Source organism: Duganella sp. AC237 (genome assembly GCF_979254035.1).
The window spans coordinates 751,435-773,360 of record NZ_CEEDEW010000003.1 but is presented as its reverse complement, the minus strand read 5'-3'; the positions used below and the strand labels follow the sequence as shown (position 1 = coordinate 773,360).

The 21,926-nt window shown below is 64.5% G+C and carries 17 protein-coding genes; 1 reads left to right on the top strand and 16 read right to left on the bottom strand.

Features of this window, described 5'->3' with window-relative positions; genetic code table 11:
• The first annotated feature begins 5 nt into the window (after window positions 1-5).
• Window positions 6-2,072, top strand: coding sequence for a transketolase (tkt, locus tag AC0IYS_RS03760; RefSeq protein ID WP_471703918.1), 2,067 nt, complete (start codon window positions 6-8; stop codon window positions 2,070-2,072).
• Between the two features lie 120 nt (window positions 2,073-2,192).
• Here the strand turns inward: tkt and tal are convergent, their stop codons facing one another.
• From tal to nirD, 16 genes are all read right to left on the bottom strand, one after another.
• The gene (gene tal, locus AC0IYS_RS03755; protein ID WP_471703917.1) at window positions 2,193-3,263 is read right to left on the bottom strand and encodes a transaldolase; all 1,071 of its coding nucleotides are present in this window, start codon (window positions 3,261-3,263) and stop codon (window positions 2,193-2,195) included.
• The gene (locus AC0IYS_RS03750) at window positions 3,260-3,943 is read right to left on the bottom strand and encodes an HAD family hydrolase (RefSeq protein ID WP_471703916.1); all 684 of its coding nucleotides are present in this window, start codon (window positions 3,941-3,943) and stop codon (window positions 3,260-3,262) included. The genes tal and AC0IYS_RS03750 overlap by 4 nt, the downstream gene beginning before the upstream one ends.
• Window positions 3,940-4,959, bottom strand: a complete 1,020-nt coding sequence (gene gnd, locus AC0IYS_RS03745) for a phosphogluconate dehydrogenase (NAD(+)-dependent, decarboxylating) (protein ID WP_471703915.1) — start codon at window positions 4,957-4,959, stop codon at window positions 3,940-3,942. The genes AC0IYS_RS03750 and gnd overlap by 4 nt, the downstream gene beginning before the upstream one ends.
• A gap of 170 nt (window positions 4,960-5,129) precedes the next feature.
• Entirely contained in the window at window positions 5,130-6,491 is a 1,362-nt protein-coding gene (locus AC0IYS_RS03740) for an aspartate aminotransferase family protein (protein WP_471703914.1), read from the bottom strand.
• A 10-nt stretch (window positions 6,492-6,501) separates the two neighbouring features.
• Window positions 6,502-7,839 carry a glutamine synthetase family protein gene (locus tag AC0IYS_RS03735; RefSeq protein WP_471703913.1) on the bottom strand — a complete coding sequence of 446 codons (1,338 nt, stop codon included), beginning with the start codon at window positions 7,837-7,839 and terminating at the stop codon, window positions 6,502-6,504.
• Window positions 7,840-7,857: 18 nt separating this feature from the next.
• Complete coding sequence (locus tag AC0IYS_RS03730; protein WP_471703912.1) at window positions 7,858-9,345, bottom strand: aldehyde dehydrogenase; 1,488 nt, start codon at window positions 9,343-9,345, stop codon at window positions 7,858-7,860.
• 24 nt (window positions 9,346-9,369) lie between these two features.
• On the bottom strand, window positions 9,370-10,821 hold the full coding sequence (locus tag AC0IYS_RS03725) for an aspartate aminotransferase family protein (RefSeq protein WP_471703911.1): 1,452 nt from the start codon (window positions 10,819-10,821) through the stop codon (window positions 9,370-9,372).
• 28 nt (window positions 10,822-10,849) lie between these two features.
• The gene (locus tag AC0IYS_RS03720; RefSeq protein WP_471703910.1) at window positions 10,850-12,220 is read right to left on the bottom strand and encodes a glutamine synthetase family protein; all 1,371 of its coding nucleotides are present in this window, start codon (window positions 12,218-12,220) and stop codon (window positions 10,850-10,852) included.
• 124 nt (window positions 12,221-12,344) lie between these two features.
• Window positions 12,345-13,103, bottom strand: coding sequence for a gamma-glutamyl-gamma-aminobutyrate hydrolase family protein (locus tag AC0IYS_RS03715; protein ID WP_471703909.1), 759 nt, complete (start codon window positions 13,101-13,103; stop codon window positions 12,345-12,347).
• Window positions 13,104-13,186: 83 nt separating this feature from the next.
• Window positions 13,187-14,032 carry an ABC transporter permease gene (locus AC0IYS_RS03710; RefSeq protein WP_471703908.1) on the bottom strand — a complete coding sequence of 282 codons (846 nt, stop codon included), beginning with the start codon at window positions 14,030-14,032 and terminating at the stop codon, window positions 13,187-13,189.
• A complete protein-coding gene (locus AC0IYS_RS03705) occupies window positions 14,029-14,937 on the bottom strand; it encodes an ABC transporter permease subunit (protein WP_471703907.1) in 909 nt (302 codons plus the stop codon). Before AC0IYS_RS03705 ends, AC0IYS_RS03710 begins: the two co-directional genes overlap by 4 nt.
• 12 nt (window positions 14,938-14,949) lie before the next feature.
• Window positions 14,950-16,077, bottom strand: a complete 1,128-nt coding sequence (locus tag AC0IYS_RS03700; protein WP_471703906.1) for an ABC transporter ATP-binding protein — start codon at window positions 16,075-16,077, stop codon at window positions 14,950-14,952.
• Between the two features lie 93 nt (window positions 16,078-16,170).
• Window positions 16,171-17,541 (bottom strand): glutamine synthetase family protein, encoded by a 1,371-nt coding sequence (locus AC0IYS_RS03695; RefSeq protein WP_471703905.1) that lies wholly within the window; start codon window positions 17,539-17,541, stop codon window positions 16,171-16,173.
• Window positions 17,542-17,592: 51 nt separating this feature from the next.
• Window positions 17,593-20,316, bottom strand: coding sequence for a molybdopterin-dependent oxidoreductase (locus AC0IYS_RS03690; protein ID WP_471703904.1), 2,724 nt, complete (start codon window positions 20,314-20,316; stop codon window positions 17,593-17,595).
• Window positions 20,317-20,340: 24 nt separating this feature from the next.
• Window positions 20,341-21,579: an NAD(P)/FAD-dependent oxidoreductase gene (locus tag AC0IYS_RS03685; RefSeq protein ID WP_471703903.1), complete on the bottom strand. Its 1,239-nt coding sequence runs from the start codon at window positions 21,577-21,579 to the stop codon at window positions 20,341-20,343.
• Window positions 21,576-21,923: a nitrite reductase small subunit NirD gene (nirD, locus tag AC0IYS_RS03680; protein WP_090325260.1), complete on the bottom strand. Its 348-nt coding sequence runs from the start codon at window positions 21,921-21,923 to the stop codon at window positions 21,576-21,578. Before nirD ends, AC0IYS_RS03685 begins: the two co-directional genes overlap by 4 nt.
• Window positions 21,924-21,926 lie beyond the last annotated feature (3 nt).

Below are 21,926 nucleotides of genomic sequence, written 5' to 3'. Positions count from 1 at the left end.
CATGCATGAACAACACCGATCAGCTCAGCGTCAACACGCTACGCTTCCTGGCCGTCGACATGGTCCAGCAAGCCAACAGCGGCCACCCCGGCCTGCCGCTCGGCGCCGCCCCCATGGCCTACGTGCTGTGGACGCGCTTCCTGAAACACCACCCCGCCGATCCGCACTGGTTCGACCGTGACCGCTTCGTGCTGTCGGCCGGCCACGGCTCGGCCCTGCTCTATGGCCTGCTGCACCTGAGCGGCTACGACCTGTCGCTGGAAGACCTGCGCCAGTTCCGCCAGTGGGACAGCCGCACGCCCGGCCACCCGGAGCGCGGCCACACGCCCGGCGTGGAGATCACCACCGGCCCGCTGGGCCAGGGCTTCGCCAACGGCGTCGGCATGGCCATCGCCGAGGCCAGCCTGGCCGCGCGCTACAACCGCGAAGGCCACAACGTCATCGACCACCACACCTACGCCATCGTCAGCGATGGCGACTTGATGGAAGGCGTGGCCTCGGAGGCGGCCTCGCTGGCCGGCCATCTCAAACTGGGAAAATTGATCTACCTGTACGACGACAACCAGGTCACGCTGTCGGCCGGCAGCGACATGACCTTCAGCGAAGACCGCGCCGCGCGCTTCGCCGCCTACGGCTGGCATATCCAGACGGTGGACGACGCCAACAATATCGAAGCGATCGAGCAGGCGCTGGCCACCGCGCGCGCCGAGGTGCACAAGCCGTCGCTGATCCTGGTGCGCAGCCATCTGGGATTCGGCTCGCCCAACAAGCAAGACAAGATCGACGCCCACGGCTCGCCGCTGGGCGCCGACGAAGTGGCGTTGACCAAGCGCGCGCTGGGCTGGCCGGAGCAGCCGCCGTTTTTGATTCCCGACGGCTCGGCCAGTCCCTTCACCAACGGCGGCGCGCATGGTGCGCGCCACGAGGCCGAATGGATGGACCGTCTGGCCGCCTACGAGCGCGCCTTCCCCGACGAGGCGCGCGAACTTAAGCATCTGATGCAAGGCGGCGCAGGCCCCGGCGCGCTGCCGGCCGGCTGGGACGCCGACATACCGGTGTTCCCGGCCGACGCCAAGGGCGTGGCCACGCGCACCGCCGCCGGCAAGGTGGCCAACGCCATCGCGGCCAGGCTGCCGGCGCTGATCGGCGGCTCGGCCGACCTCGATCCGTCAACCTTCACCGCGCTCGCCGGCTTCGGCGACTTCCAGCCGGACGGCATGGACGAGAGCACCGGCGACCGTCAGGGATCGAACGGCGGCGGCTGGAGCCGGCGCGGACGCAACCTGCACTTCGGCGTGCGCGAACACGCGATGGCGGCCATCAGCAACGGCATCGCCGCGCATGGCGGCGCGCTGCCGTTCAACGCCACCTTCTTCGTGTTCTCGGACTATATGCGGCCGGCGATACGGTTGTCGGCGATGATGGGATTGCAGGTGGTCTACGTGTTCACGCATGACAGCATCGCGCTGGGCGAGGACGGCGCCACACACCAGCCGATCGAGCATCTGGCCAGCCTGCGGGCGATACCGGGGCTGGTGGTGATACGGCCGGCCGACGCCAACGAGACGGCGGTGGCGTGGAAGGTGGCGGTGGAATCGACGGCACGGCCGGTGGCGCTGGTGCTCACGCGCCAGCATGTGCCGACCCTGGACCGCGAGCGGCATGCGGCGGCGGAGGGCTTGCGGCGCGGCGCGTATGTGGTCAGCGAGGCGGCCGGCGGCAAGCCGGAACTGGTGTTGATCGCGACAGGATCCGAAGTGGATCTGGCGTTGCGGGCGCAGGCGCGGTTGCTCGAGGACGGCGTGTGCGCGCGCGTGGTATCGATGCCGAGCTGGGAGTTGTTCGAGGACCAGCCGCAGGCGTATCGCGACGAGGTGCTGCCGCCGGAGCTCGATGCGCGGCTGGCGATCGAGGCCGGCGTGGCGCAGGGCTGGCATCGCTACGTGGGGCCGCGCGGAAAGGTGCTGTCGATCGAGGGCTATGGCGCCTCCGCGCCGGGTGACCGGCTGCTGAGGGAGTATGGGTTCGGGGTCGAGAATGTGCTGCTGATGGCGCGGCAGGTGCTGGGCTGACGGAATCGTTCAACCCGCACTGCGGCGAATTGGGGTCGTACCCCGTACGGGGTACGACCCCGCCCTGTGCGGGTTGGCGGCCGGCTCAATCGACCGGCGCCGGGTTCCACAACATAGGAGTTACCGACCGCTCTTCTCCGCGATCACCTCTAACAGCTTCGCCCACGACTTGCTGAACGCCTCCGCGCCTTCGCACTGCAAGCGTTCCGCCAACTCATCGCCATCAATGCCGGCATCGGCGAACTTCGCAATCACCTTCTCCGCATCGCCACCTTCCGGCGGCATGCTGCCATTGACGATGCCATGATTGGCAAAGGCCAGCAAGGTCTTCTCCGGCACCGTGTTGATCGTATTCGGCGCCGTCAGCGACGTCACGTACAGCACATCCGATGCCTCCGGGTCCTTGGTTCCGGTGCTGGCCCACAGCAGCCGCTGGGCCAACGCGCCCCGCTCCGCCAACAGCTTCCATCGCTGCGACGCCAGCAACTCGCGATACGCCACATAGGTGCGGCGCGCCATGGCGATCCCCAGCGTGTTGTTCGAGCCCTCGGGCCCCTTATCCTTCACAGCGGAATCCCACCTGCTGACAAACACAGACGCCACCGAGGCCACCTTCGGATCGAGCCCTTTTTCAAGCCGGCGCTCGACGCCGCGAATATACGCCTCGGCCGCCGCCAAATACTGCTCACGCGAGAAAAGTAAAGTCACATTGACCGGAATGCCGGCAAAGATCGCCTCCTCGATCGCCTTCACCCCCTCCGGCGTGCCGGGGATCTTGATGAACGCGTTGGGACGGTCCAGGCGCTTGTGCAGCGTCTTCGCTTCGCGCAGGGTGCCTTCGGCATCGTGCACCAATAGCGGCGAAACCTCCATCGACACCCAGCCGTCATGTCCTTCCGACTCTTCGTACATCGGCAGGAACAGATCGGCGGCGGCGCGCAGATCCTCCAGCGCCAGCTCGAGGAACAGCGCCTCGCCCGATTCGCCGGCGGCGCTGCGTTCCGCGATCGCCTTGTCGTAGAAGTCGGCGCCGTGGATGGCCGCCTCGAAAATGCTCGGATTCGACGTCAATCCTTTCAGGTCGTACTCGTGGATATACTTCTCCAGCGTACCGCTGGTGAGCAATCCGCGCGTGATATTGTCCAGCCACAGGCTTTGCCCGAGCTCATACAGACGCAATGCAGGGTTCATGGTGTGCTCTCCTTTTCACGGCCGGCGAACGCCGGCAACTGGTGCTGCAAAAGATCGCCGATACGTTCGACGGTCAGGTCCGGGTTGGTGAAGCTGGCGACATCGGGCGCGGTGGCGTAGTGCCCCTGGCGCGGGAACACGGTGGTCAAGCGATCGCCCCAGCCGGACTTCATCGCCGCCAGTATCCTCACCTTGTCATCGACCATCACATAGTGGCGCGCCGGGTAGGCCTTCTCGACCTCGCACAGCATGGTCTCCTTGTGGATGTAGATCAGCACCCGCCCGTCGACGGCGTCCCACAGCCCGGAATACTCCACTTTGCGCGGCTGGAAGACCACGTCGCCGTCAGACAGGATCACCACCTTGCCCCACTGGCCCAGGTGCTTGATGACCTCCAGCGCCTGCGGATACAGGCGGTCGGCGAAGCGGTAGTTCATCAGCCAGCCGGCCATCAGCAGCAGCCGCGGTTCGTTGAGCGATTCAACGCGGTAGCGTTGCAGCGCGCCCAGATAGTCGACATAGCCCAGCTCCGAGCGGAGCTCCTCGAAGATCGCCCAGTAGCGGTCGCGCGCCTCGATGCCGAACTCGCGTTCCAGATGGTCGCGCAGGTCGCGCTGGACCGCGTCGTTGTCCATGAGCGTGTTGTCGCAGTCGACCAAAAAGACGATATCGTCCATCATGGCTTGGCCGGTTTCTCGGCATGGCCGCCGAAGCCGGCGCGCATCGCCGACAGCACCTTGCCGGAGAATTCGCCGTTGCCGCGCGAGCTGAATCGCTCGAACAGCGCGGAACTCAGGATCGGCACCGGCACGCCCTCGTCGATGGCGGCGTTGATGGTCCAGCGGCCCTCGCCGGAATCGGAGACGCGGCCGGCGAATTGGTCCAGATGCGGATCCTTGAGCAGCGCGTCGGCGGTCAAATCCAGCAGCCATGAGCTGATCACGCTGCCGCGCCGCCATACTTCCGTGATCTCGCCCAGATCGAGGTCGTACTGGTAATGTTCGGGGTTGCGCAGCGGCGTGGTCTCGGCGTCGACCTCGTGTTCGAGTTTGCCGATGTTGGCGTTGCGCAGGATGTTCAGGCCCTCGGCGTAGGCGCCCATGATGCCGTACTCGATGCCGTTGTGGACCATCTTGACGAAGTGCCCGGCGCCATTCGGCCCGCAATGCAGGTAGCCCTGTTCGGCGCTGCTATTGGGCTTGTCGCGGCCAGGTGTCGGCGTGGCCGCCGCGTGGCCCGGCGACAGCGACACGAACAGCGGCTCGAGATGGCCGACGATCTCCTTCTCGCCACCGATCATCAGGCAGTAGCCCCGCTCCAGGCCATGCGTGCCGCCGCTGGTGCCGACGTCGACGTAGTGCAGCCCGAGCTCCTTGAGCTGCGCGCCGCGCCGGATATCGTCGTGGTAATGCGAATTGCCGCCGTCGATGACGATGTCGCCCGCTTCCAGCAGTGGCTTGAGCGTGTCGAGCGTGGCGTCGACCGATGCCGCCGGCACCATCAGCCAGAGCACGCGCGGCGTCTCCAGCTGCGACACCAGATCCTCCAGCGATGAGGCGCCGGTGACGCCCTCGCGCAGTACTGACTTCACTGTCTCCGCGTGCCGCGCATAGGCGACGCACTGGTGACCGTCCCTGGCGAGCCGCCAGACCATGTTGGCGCCCATGCGCCCCAGACCTACCATGCCGATTTTCATATCATATCCTCGCACTGTCAAAGTGCGCGGGCATGTCGAATGCAGGCCCCGCGCTCTGACGAGGGTAGCCCTGCCGGACCGTCGCATCGGTTCGCTGGAGCACATAGCGGGCTCATCAATAGTCCGATGGTGGGACAATTTGTATCGCGATTGTTTCAGCGGTGGCTTGGTTAAACCAGCTCTCGCAGGCAATCGTCGAAAACGGATAGCAAACGGGCGACATCGGCCCCGGTGGTGTCGGGGCAAACCAGCAGCATGTTGTGGAAAGGTGTGATCAACAGGCCGCGATTGAGCAGGTACAAATGGATGATCTGTTCCAGCTCGCCGTCGAGAATCTTCTGCGCCTCGCCGCCGTTGCGCGGCGCGGCCGGGGCGAACTGGAATTCCGTGCGGGCGCCGACCCGCGTCACGCACCATGCCAGCTTGTGGCGGGCGATGACGTCGGCCAGCCCTTGCGCCAGCGCCGCCGCCAGCGCGAACATGTGCTGATACGCCGCGTCGGTCATCACCTGTTCGAGATTGGCGCGCATCGCGGCCATCGCGAACATGTTGGCGCTCAACGTGGTGCCGACGCCCGAGTGGCCCGGGGGCGCAGCGCGTTTGGCCTGCTCGACCCTTCGCGCCAACTCTTCGGTGAAACCATACACCGCGCAGGGGATTCCACCGCCGACGGGTTTGCCGATGACCAGCGCGTCCGGCCGCATGCCGTGCGCCTGCGCGTAGCCTCCGGGGCCGCTGCTGATGGTGTGCGTCTCGTCGATCACCAGCAGCGTGCCGTGACGCTGGATGATTCGCTGCGCCGCTTCCCAATATCCAGGCTCCGGCAGCACCATGCCGATATTGGTCATCACCGGCTCGGCCAGCACGCAGGCGACATCGCCCGGCGCCAGCGCCGCTTCGAGCGCCGGCAGGTCGTTGAACTCGACGACCACGGTGTGATCCGTCAGCGCGTGAACCTGCCCAAGAAGGCTGTCACGCTGCGTCGGCACGCCGTCGACCAGATCGACGAACACGTCGTCCACCGTGCCGTGATAGCAGCCATTGAAGACCAACACCTTGTCGCGCCCCGTCGCCGCGCGCAGCCAGCGCAGTACAAAGCGGTTGGCGTCCGAAGCAGACAGCGCGAACTGCCAGTAGGGCAACCCGAAACGCCGCGCCAGTTCGGCCGCCACCGGCGCCGCGTCCTCCGACGGCAGCATGGCAGTGTAACCACGCGTGGCCTGCCGCGCGACCGCCTGCGCCACAGCGGGCGGCGCGTGACCGAACATGGCGCCGGTGTCGCCCAAACAGAAATCGACATACTCATGGCCGTCGACATCGCGGAAGCGCGCGCCGGAAGCCTCGGCCACCGTCAGCGCGAACGGCGTCGACCAGTCGTTCATCCAGTGCATCGGCACGCCGAACAGCAGGTGCCGCGCCGCCTCGCCTGCCAGCCGTGCGGATTCGGGATTGCGCGAGATGTAGCTGGCGCTTTCCCGCGCCGCCAGCGCCTGCGCGCGCGGCCAGTTCACTCCATCGCGGGTGTTGTACATCGCGCCCTCCTCACACCAGCAGCATCAGATGCTCGCGCTCCCAGGAACTGATCACGCGGCTGTAGGTGGCGAATTCCAGCTCCTTGACTTCGCAGAACGCCTGCACGAACAACTCGCCCAATATCTCGCTCAGGGGTTTGCATTCACGCAGCCGCAAAATCGCATCCTCCAGATTGCGCGGCAGCTGGTCGTGCACATGCTCGGCGCTGCCCTCGGTGGGCTCGGAAGGCGTCAGGCCATCGACCATGCCCAGGTAGCCGCACGCCAGCGTCGCAGCCATCGCCAGATAGGGATTGACGTCGACGCCGGGCACGCGGTTCTCCACCCGGCGATTGGTCGGCGTGGAGTTGGGGATGCGGAAGCCGCAGGTGCGGTTGTCATAGCCCCAATGCACATTGGTCGGCGCCGACATGAAGCGCGACAGCCGCCGGTAGGAATTGACATGCGGCGCAAACAGCAAGGTGGCCGCCGCCGTGTAACGCTCCAGGCCCGCTATATAGTTGAAGAACAGGGGACTCGCCTCACCTTTTTTATCAGTGAAGATGTTGTTGCCGGTCGCCGCATCGAGGATGCTTTGGTGGATATGCATCGCGCTGCCCGGCTCCGTCTCCATCGGCTTGGCCATGAAGGTGCCGAAGATCCCGTGCCGCAGCGCCGTTTCGCGCACCGCGCGCTTGAACAGGAACACGCGGTCGGCCAGTTCCAGCGCGTCGCCGTGGGTGAAGTTGATTTCCATCTGGCCAGCGCCGGCTTCGTGAATCAGCGTCTCGACACCCAACTGGTGCTGCTTGCAGAACGTGGACAGCTCAAGGAAGAAGGGATCGAAATCGTTGACCGCGTCGATCGAGTACGACTGCCGGCCGGATTCGGTCTTGCCGCTACGGCCCAGCGGTGGCGTCAGCGGCTCGTGCGGATTGCTGCTGCGCGCGACCAGATAGAACTCCATCTCCGGCGCCACCACCGGCTGCCAGCCACGGTCGGCATACAGCTTGAGGACCTTGCGCAGCACCGCGCGCGGCGACAGGCCCACCGGCGTGCCGTCGAAGTTCTGGCAATCGTGGATTACCAGCGCGACGTTTTCCGCCGCCCAGGGCACCTGCCGCAAGGTGGCCAGATCCGGTACGCAGATCATGTCCGGATCGGTGGCGCCGGTGTAGGGCAGATTATTCGGCTGCTCGCCATTGACGGTGTTAAGCAGGACGCTCTTGGGCAGGCGCATCTCGCCTTCGCTGAGGAACAGGTCCTTGGGCAGGATTTTCCCGCGCGCGATGCCGGTCATGTCGGCGATCACGCACTCCACTTCGTGGATATTGCGGTCGCGTAGAAAATCCTTCATTGCCTGGCTCATCGCCGTCTCCCTTTTTCGCTAGCCGATCTGAATCCAGGTGGTTTTCAGTTCGGTGTATTTATCGAACGCGTGCAGCGACTTGTCGCGGCCATTGCCGGACTGCTTGTAGCCGCCGAACGGCACCGTGATGTCGTCGCCGTCGTACTGGTTCACGTGCACGGTGCCGGCCCGCAGCGCGCGCGCCGTTTGTATCGCCTTGGTCATGTCGGACGTCCATACCGCCGCCTGCAAGCCGTAAGGCGTGGAATTGGCCTGCCTGATAGCCTCCTTCAGATCGGTAAAGGCCAGCACCGACAGCACCGGCCCGAAGATCTCTTCGCGCGCAATGGTCATGCCGCTGTCGACCTGGTCGAACAAGGTCGGCTCGACGAAGAAGCCGCCGGTCTCGGTGCGCGCCTGGCGCCCGCCCGACAGCAGCTTGGCGCCATCCGCCTTGCCGGCTTCGATGTATCCCATCACGGTCTTCAGCTGCGTCGCATCGACGATGGCGCCCATCACCGTGTTCTCGTCGAGCGGGTCGCCCGGCTGGAAGTCCGGCATCATCGCCAGCGCCTTCTCGATGAATTGGTCCTTGATCGATGCTTCAACGAACAGGCGCGAAGGCGCGTTGCAGCTCTCGCCCTGATTGAAATAGATCGAGCCGATGGCCGACGCCACCGCCGCATCCAGGTCGGGACAGTCGGCGCAGACGATGTTGGCGGACTTGCCGCCCAATTCGGTCCACGCGCGCTTGAGGTTCGACTGGCCTGCCATCTGGAAAATCTGCTTGCCCACGCGGGTGGAGCCAGTGAAGCCGATGCAGTCGACGTCCATGTGCAGCGCCAGCGCGGCGCCGGCCTCGTGGCCGTATCCGGGCAGCACATTGAATACGCCGGCCGGAATGCCCGCCTCCAGCGCGATGTCGGCCAGCCGCAGCGCCGTCAACGGCGACTTCTCCGACGGCTTGAGCACCACGCTGTTACCGGCGGCGAGGGCCGGTGCGATCTTCCACGCGGCCATGATCATCGGGTAGTTCCACGGTACGATAGCGGCGACCACGCCGACCGGTTCGCGCGTGATCAGCGCCAGGCTGTTCTCCGCGGTCGGCGCGATCTCGTCGTAGATCTTGTCGATCGCCTCGCCGTACCAGCGCAGGCAATTGGCGGTCGCGCCCACGTCCACGCTCTGGCTGTACTTGATCGGTTTTCCCATGTCCAGCGTTTCGAGCAGGGCCAGTTCCGGACCGTACTTTTGCACCAGGTCGGCGAACTTGATCATGATGCGCTTGCGCTGCGCCGGCGACTTGCCCGCCCAGCTGCGCGCCTCGAAGGCCTCGCGCGCGCTGGCGACCGCCGCGTCGACATCGGCGCTGTCGCAGCGCGCGACCATGCCCAGCTTGCGGCCGTCGATCGGCGACAGGTTTTCGAACTGCTGCGCGTTCTTCGCCCACACGCGCTGGCCGCCGATGAAGGCCCGGCCGTCCATCTGCAGGCTCGCCGCCCGCTCATGCCACGATGTTGCAGTCATTTTGCGCTCCAATCCAATTCAGGTTTAGACCCAGCCGCGTTCCTTGATGTCGGCGTAGGTCAGATCCAGGCATTTGCGTATCAGCGCCACCATCTCGTCGATCTGCGCCACGGTCATGACCAGCGGCGGCGCGATGATCATGCGGTCGCCGACGGCGCGCATGATCATGCCATTGTCGAACATGTAGCCACGGCAGACCATGCCCACGCCCAGCGCCTCGTCGAACGTCACGTTATCGTGCGGAACGGCGCCCTTGCTGCGCACCAGATTGAGGCCCGCGACGAAGCCGCAGCTGTCAGCGTATCCAACCAGCGGATGGTCGGACAGTTCCGCGAAGCGCTTCTTCAGATATGGCCCGGTTTCGTTGGCGACGCGCTCCACCAGCTTCTCGTCTTCGATGATGCGGATATTTTCCAGCGCGGCCGCGCAGGCGACCGGGTGGCCGGAATAGGTGAAGCCGTGATTGAACTCGCCGCCCTGCCCGATCAGCACATCGGCCACGCGGTCGCCGACCAGCACACCGCCGAGCGGCACATAGCCGGACGTGACGCCCTTGGCGAAGGTGATCAGGTCGGGCTTCATGCCGAACAGCTCCGACGCGAACCACTTGCCGAGGCGCCCGAAGCCGCAGATCACCTCGTCGGCGATCAGCAGGATGCCGTATTTGTCGCAGATGCGCTGGATCTCGGGCCAGTACGTCGCGGGCGGGATGATCACGCCGCCGGCGCCCTGCACCGGTTCACCGATGAAGGCCGCGACCTTGTCGGCGCCGACCTCCAGGATTTTCTTCTCCAGCCACGACGCGGCCTCGATGCCGAATTCGTCCTCCGTCATGCCGTGCCCCGACTCCAGGTAGTTCGGCTGGCCGATATGGACGATGCCGGGAATCGGCAAACCGCCCTGCGCGTGCATGCCGTCCATGCCGCCCAGCGAGGCGCCGGCCACGGTGCTGCCGTGATAGGCGTTGTGGCGGCTGATGATGGTGTGGCGTTCCTTGTAGCCCAATACGTCCCAGTAGCGGCGCACCATGCGCAGATTGGTGTCGTTGCCTTCCGAGCCGGAGCCGGTGAAGTAGACGTGGTTGAACTGCGGCGGCGATATCTTCGCCAGCTTGGCGGCCAGTTGCACCGCCGGCACGTTGGTGGTGTTGAAGAAGCTGTTATAAAACGGCAGCGTCTCCATCTGCTTGTACACAGCCTCAGAAATGCTGGTGCGGCCGTAGCCGACATTGACGCACCACAGGCCGGACATGCCGTCTAGGACCTTCTTGCCCTGCGAATCCCACAGGTAGATACCCTCGCCGCGCACCATCACGCGCGCGCCCTTTTCGCCCAGCGCCTTGTGGTCGGTGAACGGATGCATGTAGTGGGCCGTGTCCAGCTTCTGGATCGCGGCGGTGTCGTACACCTGCGGCGCGGCCGGATTTTTTACCGACGCGACCAGCGCGGCGCTTGGTGCCAATGAGTTATTTGCCATAGTGATTCCTTGTTGGAGGGTTGGACGGTCAGACGTGCAGCAGCAGGTGTTCGCGTTCCCACGGGCTGATGACGGTCATGAATTCCTGATGCTCCAGGTCCTTGATGGCGGCGTAGACGTCGATAAAGCGGCCACCCAATACGCTGCGCAGTTTGTCCTCGGCGCGCAGATGCTGCAGCGCCTCCGGCAGGCCTTGCGGCAGTTCGACTTTGAGGTCGTAGGCGCTGCCCACGGTCATCGGCGTCGGCTCCAGCTGCTCGGTCATGCCGAGATAGCCGCAGGCTAAGGTAACCGCCAGCGCCAGGTACGGATTGGCATCCGCGCCGATGATGCGGTTTTCGACGCGGCGATCCTGCACGCCCGACTCCGGCACACGGAAACCGACGGTGCGGTTGTCCATGCCCCACTGAATATTGATCGGCGCCGCCGTATGGCGCACCAGGCGGCGGTACGAATTGACATACGGCGCGACGATCGCCATCGCCGACGGCATGTAGCGCTGCAGGCCTGCGATGTATTGCTTGAAGATCGGCGCGGCCGAGCCATCCTCCGCGCTGAAGATATTCTTGCCGGTTTTGACGTCGACCACGCTCTGGTGCACGTGCATCGCCGAACCGGGCTCGCCGGCCATCGGCTTGGCCATGAAGGTGGCGTACATGTCGTGCTTGAGCGCCGCCTCGCGCAAGGTACGCTTAAAGAAGAACACCTTGTCGGCCAGACCCAGCGGATCGCCGTGCAGGAAGTTGATCTCCATCTGGCCGGCGCCGATTTCGTGAATCAGCGTATCGACGTCGAGGTTCATCAGATCACAATAATCGTAAATATCTTCGAACAGCGGATCGAACTCGTTGACTGCGTCGATGCTGTAGACCTGGCGGCTGGTCTCGGCGCGGCCGCTGCGGCCGATCGGCGGTTTCAAAGGCAGATCGGGATCGCTGTTCTTGGCGGTCAGGTAAAACTCCAGTTCCGGCGCGACGACCGGCTTCCATCCTTTGTCCTCATACAGTTTGAGCACCCGGCGCAGCACGGAGCGCGGCGCGAAGTCGACCAAGCGGCCATCCGAAAAATAGCAGTCGTGGATCACCTGCGCGGTCGGATCGCTGGCCCACGGCACCATGGTGATGGTGGTCGGATCGGCCTTCAGAATCATATCGCGGTCGGTGCTGGAGATGGCGCGGTCGTAGCCCGCGTCCTCGGTCGGATAATTGCCGGTCACGGTCATGCCCAGAACCGCTTCCGGGATGCGCATGCCGCGCTCCTGGGTGAACTTACCGCGCGGGAGGATCTTCCCGCGCGCCACGCCCGTCAGATCGGGCACCAGGCATTCAATTTCGGTGACGTGTTTTTCGTTCAGCCACAGATCCATGTCTGTGTACGTAAAGTTCTCGCGGATTGCCATGTAATTCTCTCATTGTTGTTTTGATCGTGCGCGCGGCCGCGTGCGGGCCGCCGTTGCCGTGGTCCTGTGGGATGACGCGAAAAGGGGCACTAAGGGACCCGCCGCGCCCACTGTTCGTAGGTCTTCATGCGTCTCTCCCTTGCTTGTAGATGCGGCAGGCCTCACCGAAGGCCTGGAACAACTTGATCGAGTCGGGGTTCTCTGATAACCGCCACTCGGGGTGCCACTGTACCGCGAGCACGAATCCCGTGTCGCCCGGCAGGCTGTAGGCCTCGACCAGGCCATCGTCGGCGCGGGCTTCCACCACAAGCGACGGCGCCAGTGTGGCGATGCCCTGCCCGTGCAGAGAATTGACCATGATCGTCGGTACCCCATCGAGTATTTGCGCCAAACGGCCGCCCGCATCCAGGGTCACGCTGTGCGACGCGGCGTACTGCTGCTCCAGCGTCAGCGTCTTCTGCTCGCGGTGATCGGACATGCCCGGCACGTTGTGCACCGCCTGGTGCAGCGTGCCGCCCAGCGCCACGTTCATCTCCTGGAAGCCACGGCAGATCGCCAGCAGCGGAATGCCGCGCTCGATCGCGGCGCGTATCAGCGGCAGCGTGGTGGCGTCGCGCGCGGCGTCGCGAGGCAGCAAGGGATCGAGCACCGCTTGCCCATACAGGGCGGCGTCGACATTTGAGGGGGAACCGGTTAGCATGATGCCGTCGGCTAGATCGAGCAGCGCGTCGAAATCGGTGGTCGCGCCCAGTGCCGGCACGATCAGCGGCGTGCAGCGGGCGCCGTCGGCCACGGCGGCGACGTATTTGAGATGCGCGGTGTGGCTGGCGTGGACGCCAACCAGATTGACGCAAGCGGGAACGAGAACGATAGGGCTGCGCATGTTTATCAATTTAGCATGAATTACATGATCATATTCCTATTTCGGTGTTCGCCCCCGCTGGTGAAGTTAAATGAATTGGTGGGTCAACCTTTGGCCGCCGATGAAATCTGCTTCTGGCGCAGCCGCTCGTTGCGGGCGATGTAGAGGCTCGACGCGATCACGCCGATGGTGACCACCAGGATAGTCAGCGCGGCGACCGCGTTCACGCGCGGGTCCAATCCGAGGCGGGCACGCGAGAAGATCACAATCGGCATCGTCGACGATCCGGGGCCGGACAGGAACGCCGACAGCACCACATCGTCAAGCGACAAGGTGAACGTCAGCAGCCACGCGGAGCCCAGCGCCTGTTTGATGTTCGGCAGCGTCACCAGGAAGAACACCTGATACGGCCTGCAACCCAGGTCCATCGCCGCCTCTTCCAGCGACTTGTTCATCTCCTGCAGGCGCGATTGCACCACCACCGCCGCATAGGCCATGCCCAGCAAGGTGTGGCCGATCCAGATCGTCATCATGCCGCGCTCGGGGAAGCCGAACACCTTCTGCACCGACACCAGCATCAGCAGCAGCGACAGGCCGATGATCACCTCCGGCATCACCAGCGGCGCGCTGACCATGCCGGCGAACAGCGTGCGGCCGGTGAAACGGTGATAGCGATTCAGCACGAAGGCGGCGAAGGTGCCCAGCACCACCGACGCGCAAGCCGTCATCAGCGCGATGCGCAGCGACAGTCCGAGGCCGCTGATGATCTCCGCGTCGTTCATCAGCGCAGCGTACCATTGCAGCGAGAAGCCGGTCCACACCATGTCCTGGCGCGAGCTGTTGAACGAGAAGATCACCAGCACGACGATCGGCAGATACAGGAACAGATATCCCATCGACAGCCAGCCGCGCCCGAACCAGCGCTGCATAAAAGTGGTATTGCCTTTCATGAGCGGGCCTCCTGCTCTGCCTTGTATTTATTGAAGATCGCCATCGGCACCAGGATCAGCAGGATCACCACCACCGTCACGGAAGACGCCAGCGGCCAGTCGTTATTGGTGAAGAATTCGTCCCACAGTTGGCGGCCGATCATCAGTGTCTCCGGACCGCCCAGCAGTTCCGGAATCACGTATTCGCCGATGGCCGGAATGAACACCAGCATCGAGCCGGCGATGATGCCGGACTTCGACAGCGGCACGGTGATGCGCCAGAACGCTTGCAGCGGCGTCGCGCCCAAGTCGGCGGCCGCCTCCAGGAAACGGGTATCCATTTTCACCAGGTTGGCGTACAGCGGCAGGATCATGAACGGCAGATAGGCGTAGACCATGCCGATGATCAGCGAGAACTGGGTGTTCATCAGGTGCAGCGGCTCGCTGATGGCGCCGATCCCGATCAGGAAGTTGTTGACGATGCCGTTGGTGGCCAGGATGCCCTTCCACGCGTAGATCCGCAGCAGGAAGGAAGTCCAGAACGGCAGCATCACCAGCATCAGCAGCACCGGCCGGACGGTCGGCTTGGCGCGCGCCATGAAGTAGGCGAACGGGTAGCCGATGACCAGGCATAGCGCGGTGGTGATGGCGGCGAACTTGAGGGAGCTGAGATACGTCAGCACATACAGCTCGTCCTCCGCGATGAACAGGTAGTTCGAGATTTTGACCTTGAACGTGATGATGCCGTCGACGAGTGTCATCAAGGTGCCGAACGGATTGCCCATGTCCGACTCGGTGAAGCTGATGCGAAGGACGATCAGGAACGGTACCAGGAAGGCGAACGTCAGCCACAGGAACGGCACGGCGATGACGACGCGGCGGCCGGTCAGCCATCGCAAGGTCAGTAAATTCTTCAGGAAGTTCATGACGGTTCCGCCTTAGCTGGTCAGCACGACGACGTCGGCGCCGTCCCACCGGGCGTAGACGCGCTGGTCGCGCTTGAGCGCGGCGTCGTCGTGGCGGGCGGCGTTGGTGCGCGAGACCTTGATCTCCATGCCGCTGTCCAGGCGCACGTGGTACAAGGTCTCGTTGCCGAAGTAGGCCATCGCGGTGACCGCGCCCTGCACGCAGTTGTAGCCATGCTCGCCGGCGTTGGCGCGCTGCTCCAGGGTCGGCGCCTCCGTTTGCAGGGCGATCTTCTCGGGCCGCACGGCCACCGCCACCGGCATTCCCATCACCCCGGTGATGCCGTGGGTGACGTAGTGGCGGCCCTCGGGCGTGTCGATGATCACGTGGTCCGGCTCATCGACCGTGACGCTGCCGTTGAACAGGTTGACGCTGCCGATGAAGTCCGCCACGAAGCGGCAGTTCGGCGTTTCGTAGATTTCGCCCGGCGGACCGACCTGCAGGATGCGGCCTTCGCTCATGACGGCGATGCGGGTCGCCATGCTCATCGCCTCGTCCTGGTCGTGGGTGACCATCACGCAAGTGACGCCGACTTCCTCGATGATGCCGACCAGTTCCATCTGGGTGCGCTCGCGCAGCTTCTTGTCCAACGCGCCGAGCGGCTCGTCGAGCAGCAGCAATTGCGGCCGCTTGGCCAGGCTGCGCGCCAGCGCCACGCGCTGCTGCTGGCCGCCGGACAGCTGGTGCGGCTTGCGCTTGCCGTAGGCGGTCAGTTGCACCAGATTGAGCATCTGTTCCACGCGCGCGGCGATTTCGTCCTTCGGCAGGCCATCGCGGCGCAGGCCGAAGGCGATGTTGTCCCACACCGACAGGTGCGGGAACAGCGCGTACGACTGGAACATCATGTTGATCGGGCGCTGATACGGCGGCACGCTGACGATGTCCTTGCCGGCGAGCGTGATCTGACCCTGGGTCGGGGTCTCGAATCCCGCCAGCATCCGCAGCAGGGTCGATTTGCCGCAGCCCGAGCTGCCCAGCAAGGCGAAAATCTCGCCCTTGTTGATGGCGACCGACACGTCGTTGACAGCGCGGACACCGTCGAATTCCTTAACCAGATTGCGGATCAGGAGGAAGGGTTCAGCAGCTCGCTCTATGGTCATGTTATGAAATAATAAATGATTTTAATAATATATTTGAAACGACCATCCGCCGGCCGCCCGATTTTTGGGACACGTGATTATAAATGCTGCCAATTACACGTGCAGCAATAAGTGTTCCCGCTCCCACGGGCTGATGACGGTCATGAACTCCTGGTGCTCGACCTCCTTGATGGCCGTGTAGACGTCGATGAAGCGCTCGCCCAGCACCTCGCGGATGCGGTCCTCGCGGCGCAGCCATTCCAGCGCCTGGGGCAATCCCTGCGGCAGTTCGGAGGCGTGGTCGTAGGCGCTGCCGGAGATCATCGGCGTTGGCTCCAGCTTGTCGACCATGCCCAGATAGCCGCAGGCCAGGGTCACCGCCATCGCCAGATAAGGATTGGCGTCGGCGCCGATGATGCGGTTCTCCACGCGGCGCTGCTCGACGCCGGAGATGGGGATGCGGAATCCGACGGTGCGGTTGTCGTTCCCCCACTGGACGTTGATTGGCGCGGCCGTATGGCGCACGATACGGCGGTACGAATTGACGTAAGGCGCCATGATCGCCATCACCGCCGGCGTATAGCGCTGCAGGCCGCCGATGTAGTGGCGGAAGTCCGCCGATGGCGAGCCATCCGGCGCGCTGAAGATATTGCGGCCGGTAGCGGCGTCACTCACGCTCTGGTGCACATGCATCGCAGACCCGGGTTCGCCGGCCATCGGCTTGGCCATGAAGGTGGCGTACATGTCGTGCTTGAGCGCCGCCTCGCGCAATGTCCGCTTGAAGTAGAAGACGTTATCGGCCAGCGCCAGCGGATCGCCGTGCTGGAAGTTGATGCCCATCTGGCCGGCGCCCGTCTCGTGGATCAGGGTGTCGACGTCGAGGTTCATCAGCGCGCAGTAGTCATAGATATCCTCAAACAGCGGATCGAACTCGTTGACGGCGTCGATGCTGTAGACCTGGCGGCTGGTCTCGGCGCGGCCGCTGCGGCCCACCGGCGCCCGCAAAGGCAGATCGGGATCGATGTTCTTTTCGGTCAGGTAGAACTCCAGCTCCGGCCCCACCACCGGCTTCCAGCCCCGCTCCGCGTACAGCTTCAACACGCGGCGCAGCACGGAGCGCGGCGCGAAGTCGACCAGGGTGCCGTCGGCGAAGTAGCAATCGTGGATCACCTGCGCGGTGGGATCGACCGCCCACGGCACCGCGGTGATGCTGCCGGGGTCCGCGCGCAGGATCATGTCGCGGTCGGTGGAGGAGATGGCGCGGTCGTAGGCCGCGTTCTCGATCGGGTAGTTGCCGGTGACGGTCATGCCCAGCACCGCCTCGGGGATGCGCATGCCGCGCTCCTGGGTGAATTTCGCACGCGGCAGGATTTTGCCGCGCGCGACGCCCGTCAAATCGGGCACCAGGCATTCAATTTCAGTGACTCGGTTCTCGTTGAGCCACTGGTCCATATCGGCGTCGGAGAAGTTTTCACGGATAGACATGTTCGCTCTCTGTAGTCATGATCAAGCGATCGATAGTCTAATTTACCATATTTACAACCTTGCTTCCGCCGCCTCCACGCGCGTTTGCACAAGAATCTTCTTGATTTCGGGGACGCAGGAACCGCAATTGCCACCCGCCTTAAGGCAGGACGTCACCTGCGCGACCGTTTGCAAGTCCTTCTCGATGATCGCGTTGCAGATCGTGTTGCGGCCCACGCCGAAGCACGAGCACACGGTCGGGCCGGTGTCGGCGCCCTTCTCGACCGGCATGCCGACCAGCAGGCCGACGCGGTCGATTTCGCTCAATTGCTCCTTGACGAACAGGCTGGCGAGCCACGCGCGCGACGGCATGTCCTGGCGCGGCGACAGGAAGATGCATTGTTCGATGCGGTCGTTCACCACGTGCACGGCGCGGTACACGCCGGCGGTGCGGTCTTCGTATTCGAGCCAGTCGGCGTCGAGATCCCGCACACCCAGCACGCTGCGCGCCCACTGGCCGAAATCGGAGATGGTGTTGCGGCCGGCCAGCTCGTAGCGCGCGAATTCGCGGCCCTGGATGCGGGTCCAGTGAGCGACGCTGTCCAGATCCACTTCCGTGCGGCTCAGGATGAAGCTGTGCCAGTTGACGCGGAACTGCTCGATGCGCACCGGCGTATGTTTGAATTCCGGCTCGCCCGACACCGGATCGACCACCGGGTTGACCAGCGCGCCGACGCGGGCGTCGGACGACGTCTGGCTGGACCAGTGGATCGGAATGAACACCGTGCCGCGCGGGATGCCGCCGCCGTGCTGCACGCGCGCCACCATCGCGCCCCATTCGGAGCTGACGCGCGCCAGATCGCCCTCGCGCACGCCGTGCAGCAGCGCGTCCTGCGGGTGGATGTCGACGAACGATTCGGAGATATGGTCGGCCAAAGTGAAGGATTTGCCGGTGCGCGTCATCGTATGCCACTGGTCGCGCACGCGGCCGGTGTTGAGCGCCAGCGGGAAGTCCTCGCTGATGGCGTTGGCCGGCGCGCGCGGGACGGTGACGATGAAGCGCGCCTTGCCGTCGGCGTGGGCGAAGCGCTTGTCGGCGAACAGGCGCTCTTCCACCTCCATGCCGCCGTCGGCGCCACGGCGCACCGGCCACTGGACCGGTTCCAGGCCGTCGTACTCGTTCTTGTTCAACTGCGCCAAGCCGGACATGTCGAAGGCGCGCGGCACGTCGGCGGCGCTGTTGCGGAAGCCGCTCAGGCGCGCGTGCTCGTCGAACACCGCGCCCGCACCGTCAAAATCGAAACCGCTGAAGCCCAAGCGCTGCGCGAACAACGCCAAAATCTTCCAGTCGGCCATCGCCTCGCCTGGAGCGGGCAGGAAGGCGCGCTGGCGCGAGATGCGGCGTTCGGAATTGGTGACCGTGCCTTCCTTCTCGCCCCAGCCCAGCGCCGGCAGCAGCACATCGGCATAAGCGTTGGTGTCCGTGTTCTGCATGATGTCGGTGGCGACCACCAATTCGCATTTTTCCAGCGCGCGCCGCACCTGGTCGGCGTCCGGCATGCTGACCACCGGATTGGTGGAGATCACCCACACCGCCTTGACCTTGCCGTCTTCGATCGCCTTGAACAGGTCGACCGCCTTCAGGCCTGGCTTGTCGGCCATCGCCGGCGACTCCCAGAAGGTTTGCACGACTTCGCGATGGTCGGCGCGGTCCAGGTCCATGTGCGCGGCCAGCATGTTGGCCAGGCCGCCCACTTCGCGTCCGCCCATGGCGTTGGGCTGGCCGGTGATCGAGAACGGTCCCATGCCCGGCTGGCCGATGCGGCCGCCGATCAAGTGGCAGTTGATGATGCTGTTGACTTTATCGGTGCCGGACGACGACTGGTTCACGCCCATCGAGTAGGCGGTGATGGTTTTGTGCGTCGCCGCGAACAGTTCGTAGAACTCCATTAGCACCGGCAGCTCGATGCGGCAGATCTTCGCCACGACGGCCGGATCGCTGCAATCGGCGTTGGCGGTGGCGAGCGCCGCCTCGAAGCCGTTGGTGTGATCGGCCACGAAGGCCGGATCAACCGCGCCAATGCGGTTCAAATAACTGAGCAAGCCGTTGAACAGCCAGACGTCGGTACCCGCCTTCACCGGCAGGTGCAGGTCGGCCAGCTCGCAGGTCGCGGTGCGGCGCGGATCGATGACGACGATCCTCATTTCCGGGCGCTTTTCCTTGGCCTTCAGGATGCGCTGGAACAGGATCGGATGGCACCACGCGGTGTTGGAGCCGACCAGCACAACCATGTCGGCCAGCTCCAGGTCGTCGTAGCACAGCGGCACCAGGTCTTCGCCGAAGGCGCGCTTGTAGCCCGCCACCGCCGACGACATGCACAGGCGCGAGTTGGTGTCGATATTGGCGCTGCCGATGTAACCCTTCATCAGCTTATTGGCGACGTAATAATCCTCGGTCAGCAGCTGGCCCGATACGTATAAGGCCACGGCGTCCGGGCCATGTTCGTCGATGATGGCGCGCCAGGTGCCGGCGACCTTGTCCAGCGCCTCGCCCCACGAGACGCGGCGCAGGCCTTCCTCGCCGCGCACCTGCGGGTACAACATACGGCCATCAAGGCTTACCGTCTCACCCAACGCGGAACCCTTGACGCACAGGCGCCCCTTGTTCGCCGGGTGCAGCTTGTCGCCGGCGATGGAGACCGTGCCGTCGCCCTTGGGGGTGGCGCTCACACCGCAACCGACGCCGCAATATGCGCAGGTGGTGCGGACTGACAGATGGTCTTGGGACAGGTTCAAAATTCGCTCGCTTAGACTATTGGATCACGCGGCCCTGGCGCTGAGCGCCTCGCCGAATAACAGGGTTTGCCGGATCGAGGTGATGTCGGTGTTGTTCTGGATCAGGCCGAAATACCACGGGCCGTCTTTTACGTCGCCATACAGCACGGCGCCGGTGACGCGGTTGTTCTTCAATACCAGCCGCTTGTAGACGCCACGGCGCGCATCGCGCAGCACCAGGTCCTCGCTGCCCTCGCCGCCGACAAAATCGCCGACCGAATACAAGTCTACACCGGTGACCTTCAGGCGTGTGGGCGAAGTTTGCTGCACGTAACGGCGCACACCGGCGCCGGCCAGATGGGCGCCACAGACGCGGGCCTGGTCCCAGATCGGCGCGACGAGACCAAAAGTGGCGCTGCGGTGCTGCACGCACTCGCCCACCGCGTAGATGCGCGGATCGTAGGTTTGCAAGGTGTCGTCGACGATGATGGCGCGGTCGCAATGCAGGCCGGCCGCCTTGGCCAGTTCGATATTCGGGCGCACGCCGGCGGTCATCACCACCAGATCGGCCGGGATCTCGCTGCCGTCCTTAAAGCGCACGGCCGTGGCGCGGTCGGTACCGACGATTTCGGCGGTCTGCGCGTTCAGCATGAACGTCAGGCCCTTGTCTTCCAGCGCCCGCTGTAGCAGCTGGGCGGCGGGTTTGTCGAGCTGCTGGTTCATCAGCGCGTCGGTCACGTGGACCACGGTGACGGACATGCCCTGGCGCTGCAGGCCGTTGGCCGCTTCGAGGCCCAGCAGGCCGCCGCCGATCACCACCGCGTGCTTGTGGTTGCGCGCCGCCTCCAGCATCGATTCCACATCCTGGATATCACGGAAGGCCAATACGCCCGGCAACTGGTGGCCCGGCACCGGGATGATGAACGGCTTGGAGCCGGTGGCGATCAGCAGGCGGTCGTAACGTACTTCCAGGCCGGAGCGGGCGCGCACGATGCGCTTGCGGCGGTCGATATGCTCGACCGGATCGCCCGCGTGCAAGGTGATGCCATGCTGGACGTACCACTCACGCGTGTTGAGCATGATGTCGTCCATCGTCTTCTCGCCGGCCAGCACCGGCGACAGCAGGATGCGGTTGTAGTTACCATGCGGCTCGGCGCCGAACACGGTGATGTCGTACATGTCCGGATCGAGCTTGCGCAGCTCCTCGACCGTGCGCATGCCGGCCATGCCGTTGCCGATGACGACCAGCGCAGGCTTCGATTCCACGCGCTCCGGGGGTTTCATAGGCCTACCCAGACTTTGCCGTCTGCGACGCGGGCCGGATAGGTGCCAACCGAGTTGGCCGGCGCCTCCAGGCATTCGCCGGTTTGCAGGTCGAAGTGCTGTTTGTAGATCGGCGAGGCGACCACGATACGCTCGCCCAGGCTGCCCACCAGGCCGCGCGACAGCACGGCCGCTTCCGAATTCGGATCGTAGTTATCGATGGCGAACACGCGCGGACCGCCGTCGTTGACGTGGAAGACCGCGATCTGCGCGTTGTTCAGCAGTGCGCACACGCCGGTGTTGGGCACGATGTCGTCCAGGTTGCAGACGGCGATCCAGTTATCAGTTTGAATATCGCGATGCATTTG

Bases quoted from the DNA above. Each gene is read 5' to 3' on its own strand.
- AC0IYS_RS03685 (WP_471703903.1), bottom strand. From the start codon at position 21,579: ATGAAACCCCCGGAGCGCGTGGAATCGAAGCCTGCGCTGGTCGTCATC.
- AC0IYS_RS03710 (WP_471703908.1), bottom strand. From the start codon at position 14,032: ATGAAAGGCAATACCACTTTTATGCAGCGCTGGTTCGGGCGCGGCTGG.
- AC0IYS_RS03740 (WP_471703914.1), bottom strand. From the start codon at position 6,491: ATGTACAACACCCGCGATGGAGTGAACTGGCCGCGCGCGCAGGCGCTG.
- AC0IYS_RS03735 (WP_471703913.1), bottom strand. From the start codon at position 7,839: ATGAGCCAGGCAATGAAGGATTTTCTACGCGACCGCAATATCCACGAA.
- AC0IYS_RS03730 (WP_471703912.1), bottom strand. From the start codon at position 9,345: ATGACTGCAACATCGTGGCATGAGCGGGCGGCGAGCCTGCAGATGGAC.
- AC0IYS_RS03705 (WP_471703907.1), bottom strand. From the start codon at position 14,937: ATGAACTTCCTGAAGAATTTACTGACCTTGCGATGGCTGACCGGCCGC.
- tkt (WP_471703918.1), top strand. From the start codon at position 6: ATGAACAACACCGATCAGCTCAGCGTCAACACGCTACGCTTCCTGGCC.
- AC0IYS_RS03695 (WP_471703905.1), bottom strand. From the start codon at position 17,541: ATGTCTATCCGTGAAAACTTCTCCGACGCCGATATGGACCAGTGGCTC.
- gnd (WP_471703915.1), bottom strand. From the start codon at position 4,959: ATGAAAATCGGCATGGTAGGTCTGGGGCGCATGGGCGCCAACATGGTC.
- AC0IYS_RS03750 (WP_471703916.1), bottom strand. From the start codon at position 3,943: ATGATGGACGATATCGTCTTTTTGGTCGACTGCGACAACACGCTCATG.
- AC0IYS_RS03720 (WP_471703910.1), bottom strand. From the start codon at position 12,220: ATGGCAATCCGCGAGAACTTTACGTACACAGACATGGATCTGTGGCTG.
- AC0IYS_RS03700 (WP_471703906.1), bottom strand. From the start codon at position 16,077: ATGACCATAGAGCGAGCTGCTGAACCCTTCCTCCTGATCCGCAATCTG.
- AC0IYS_RS03715 (WP_471703909.1), bottom strand. From the start codon at position 13,103: ATGCGCAGCCCTATCGTTCTCGTTCCCGCTTGCGTCAATCTGGTTGGC.
- nirD (WP_090325260.1), bottom strand. From the start codon at position 21,923: ATGCATCGCGATATTCAAACTGATAACTGGATCGCCGTCTGCAACCTG.
- tal (WP_471703917.1), bottom strand. From the start codon at position 3,263: ATGAACCCTGCATTGCGTCTGTATGAGCTCGGGCAAAGCCTGTGGCTG.
- AC0IYS_RS03725 (WP_471703911.1), bottom strand. From the start codon at position 10,821: ATGGCAAATAACTCATTGGCACCAAGCGCCGCGCTGGTCGCGTCGGTA.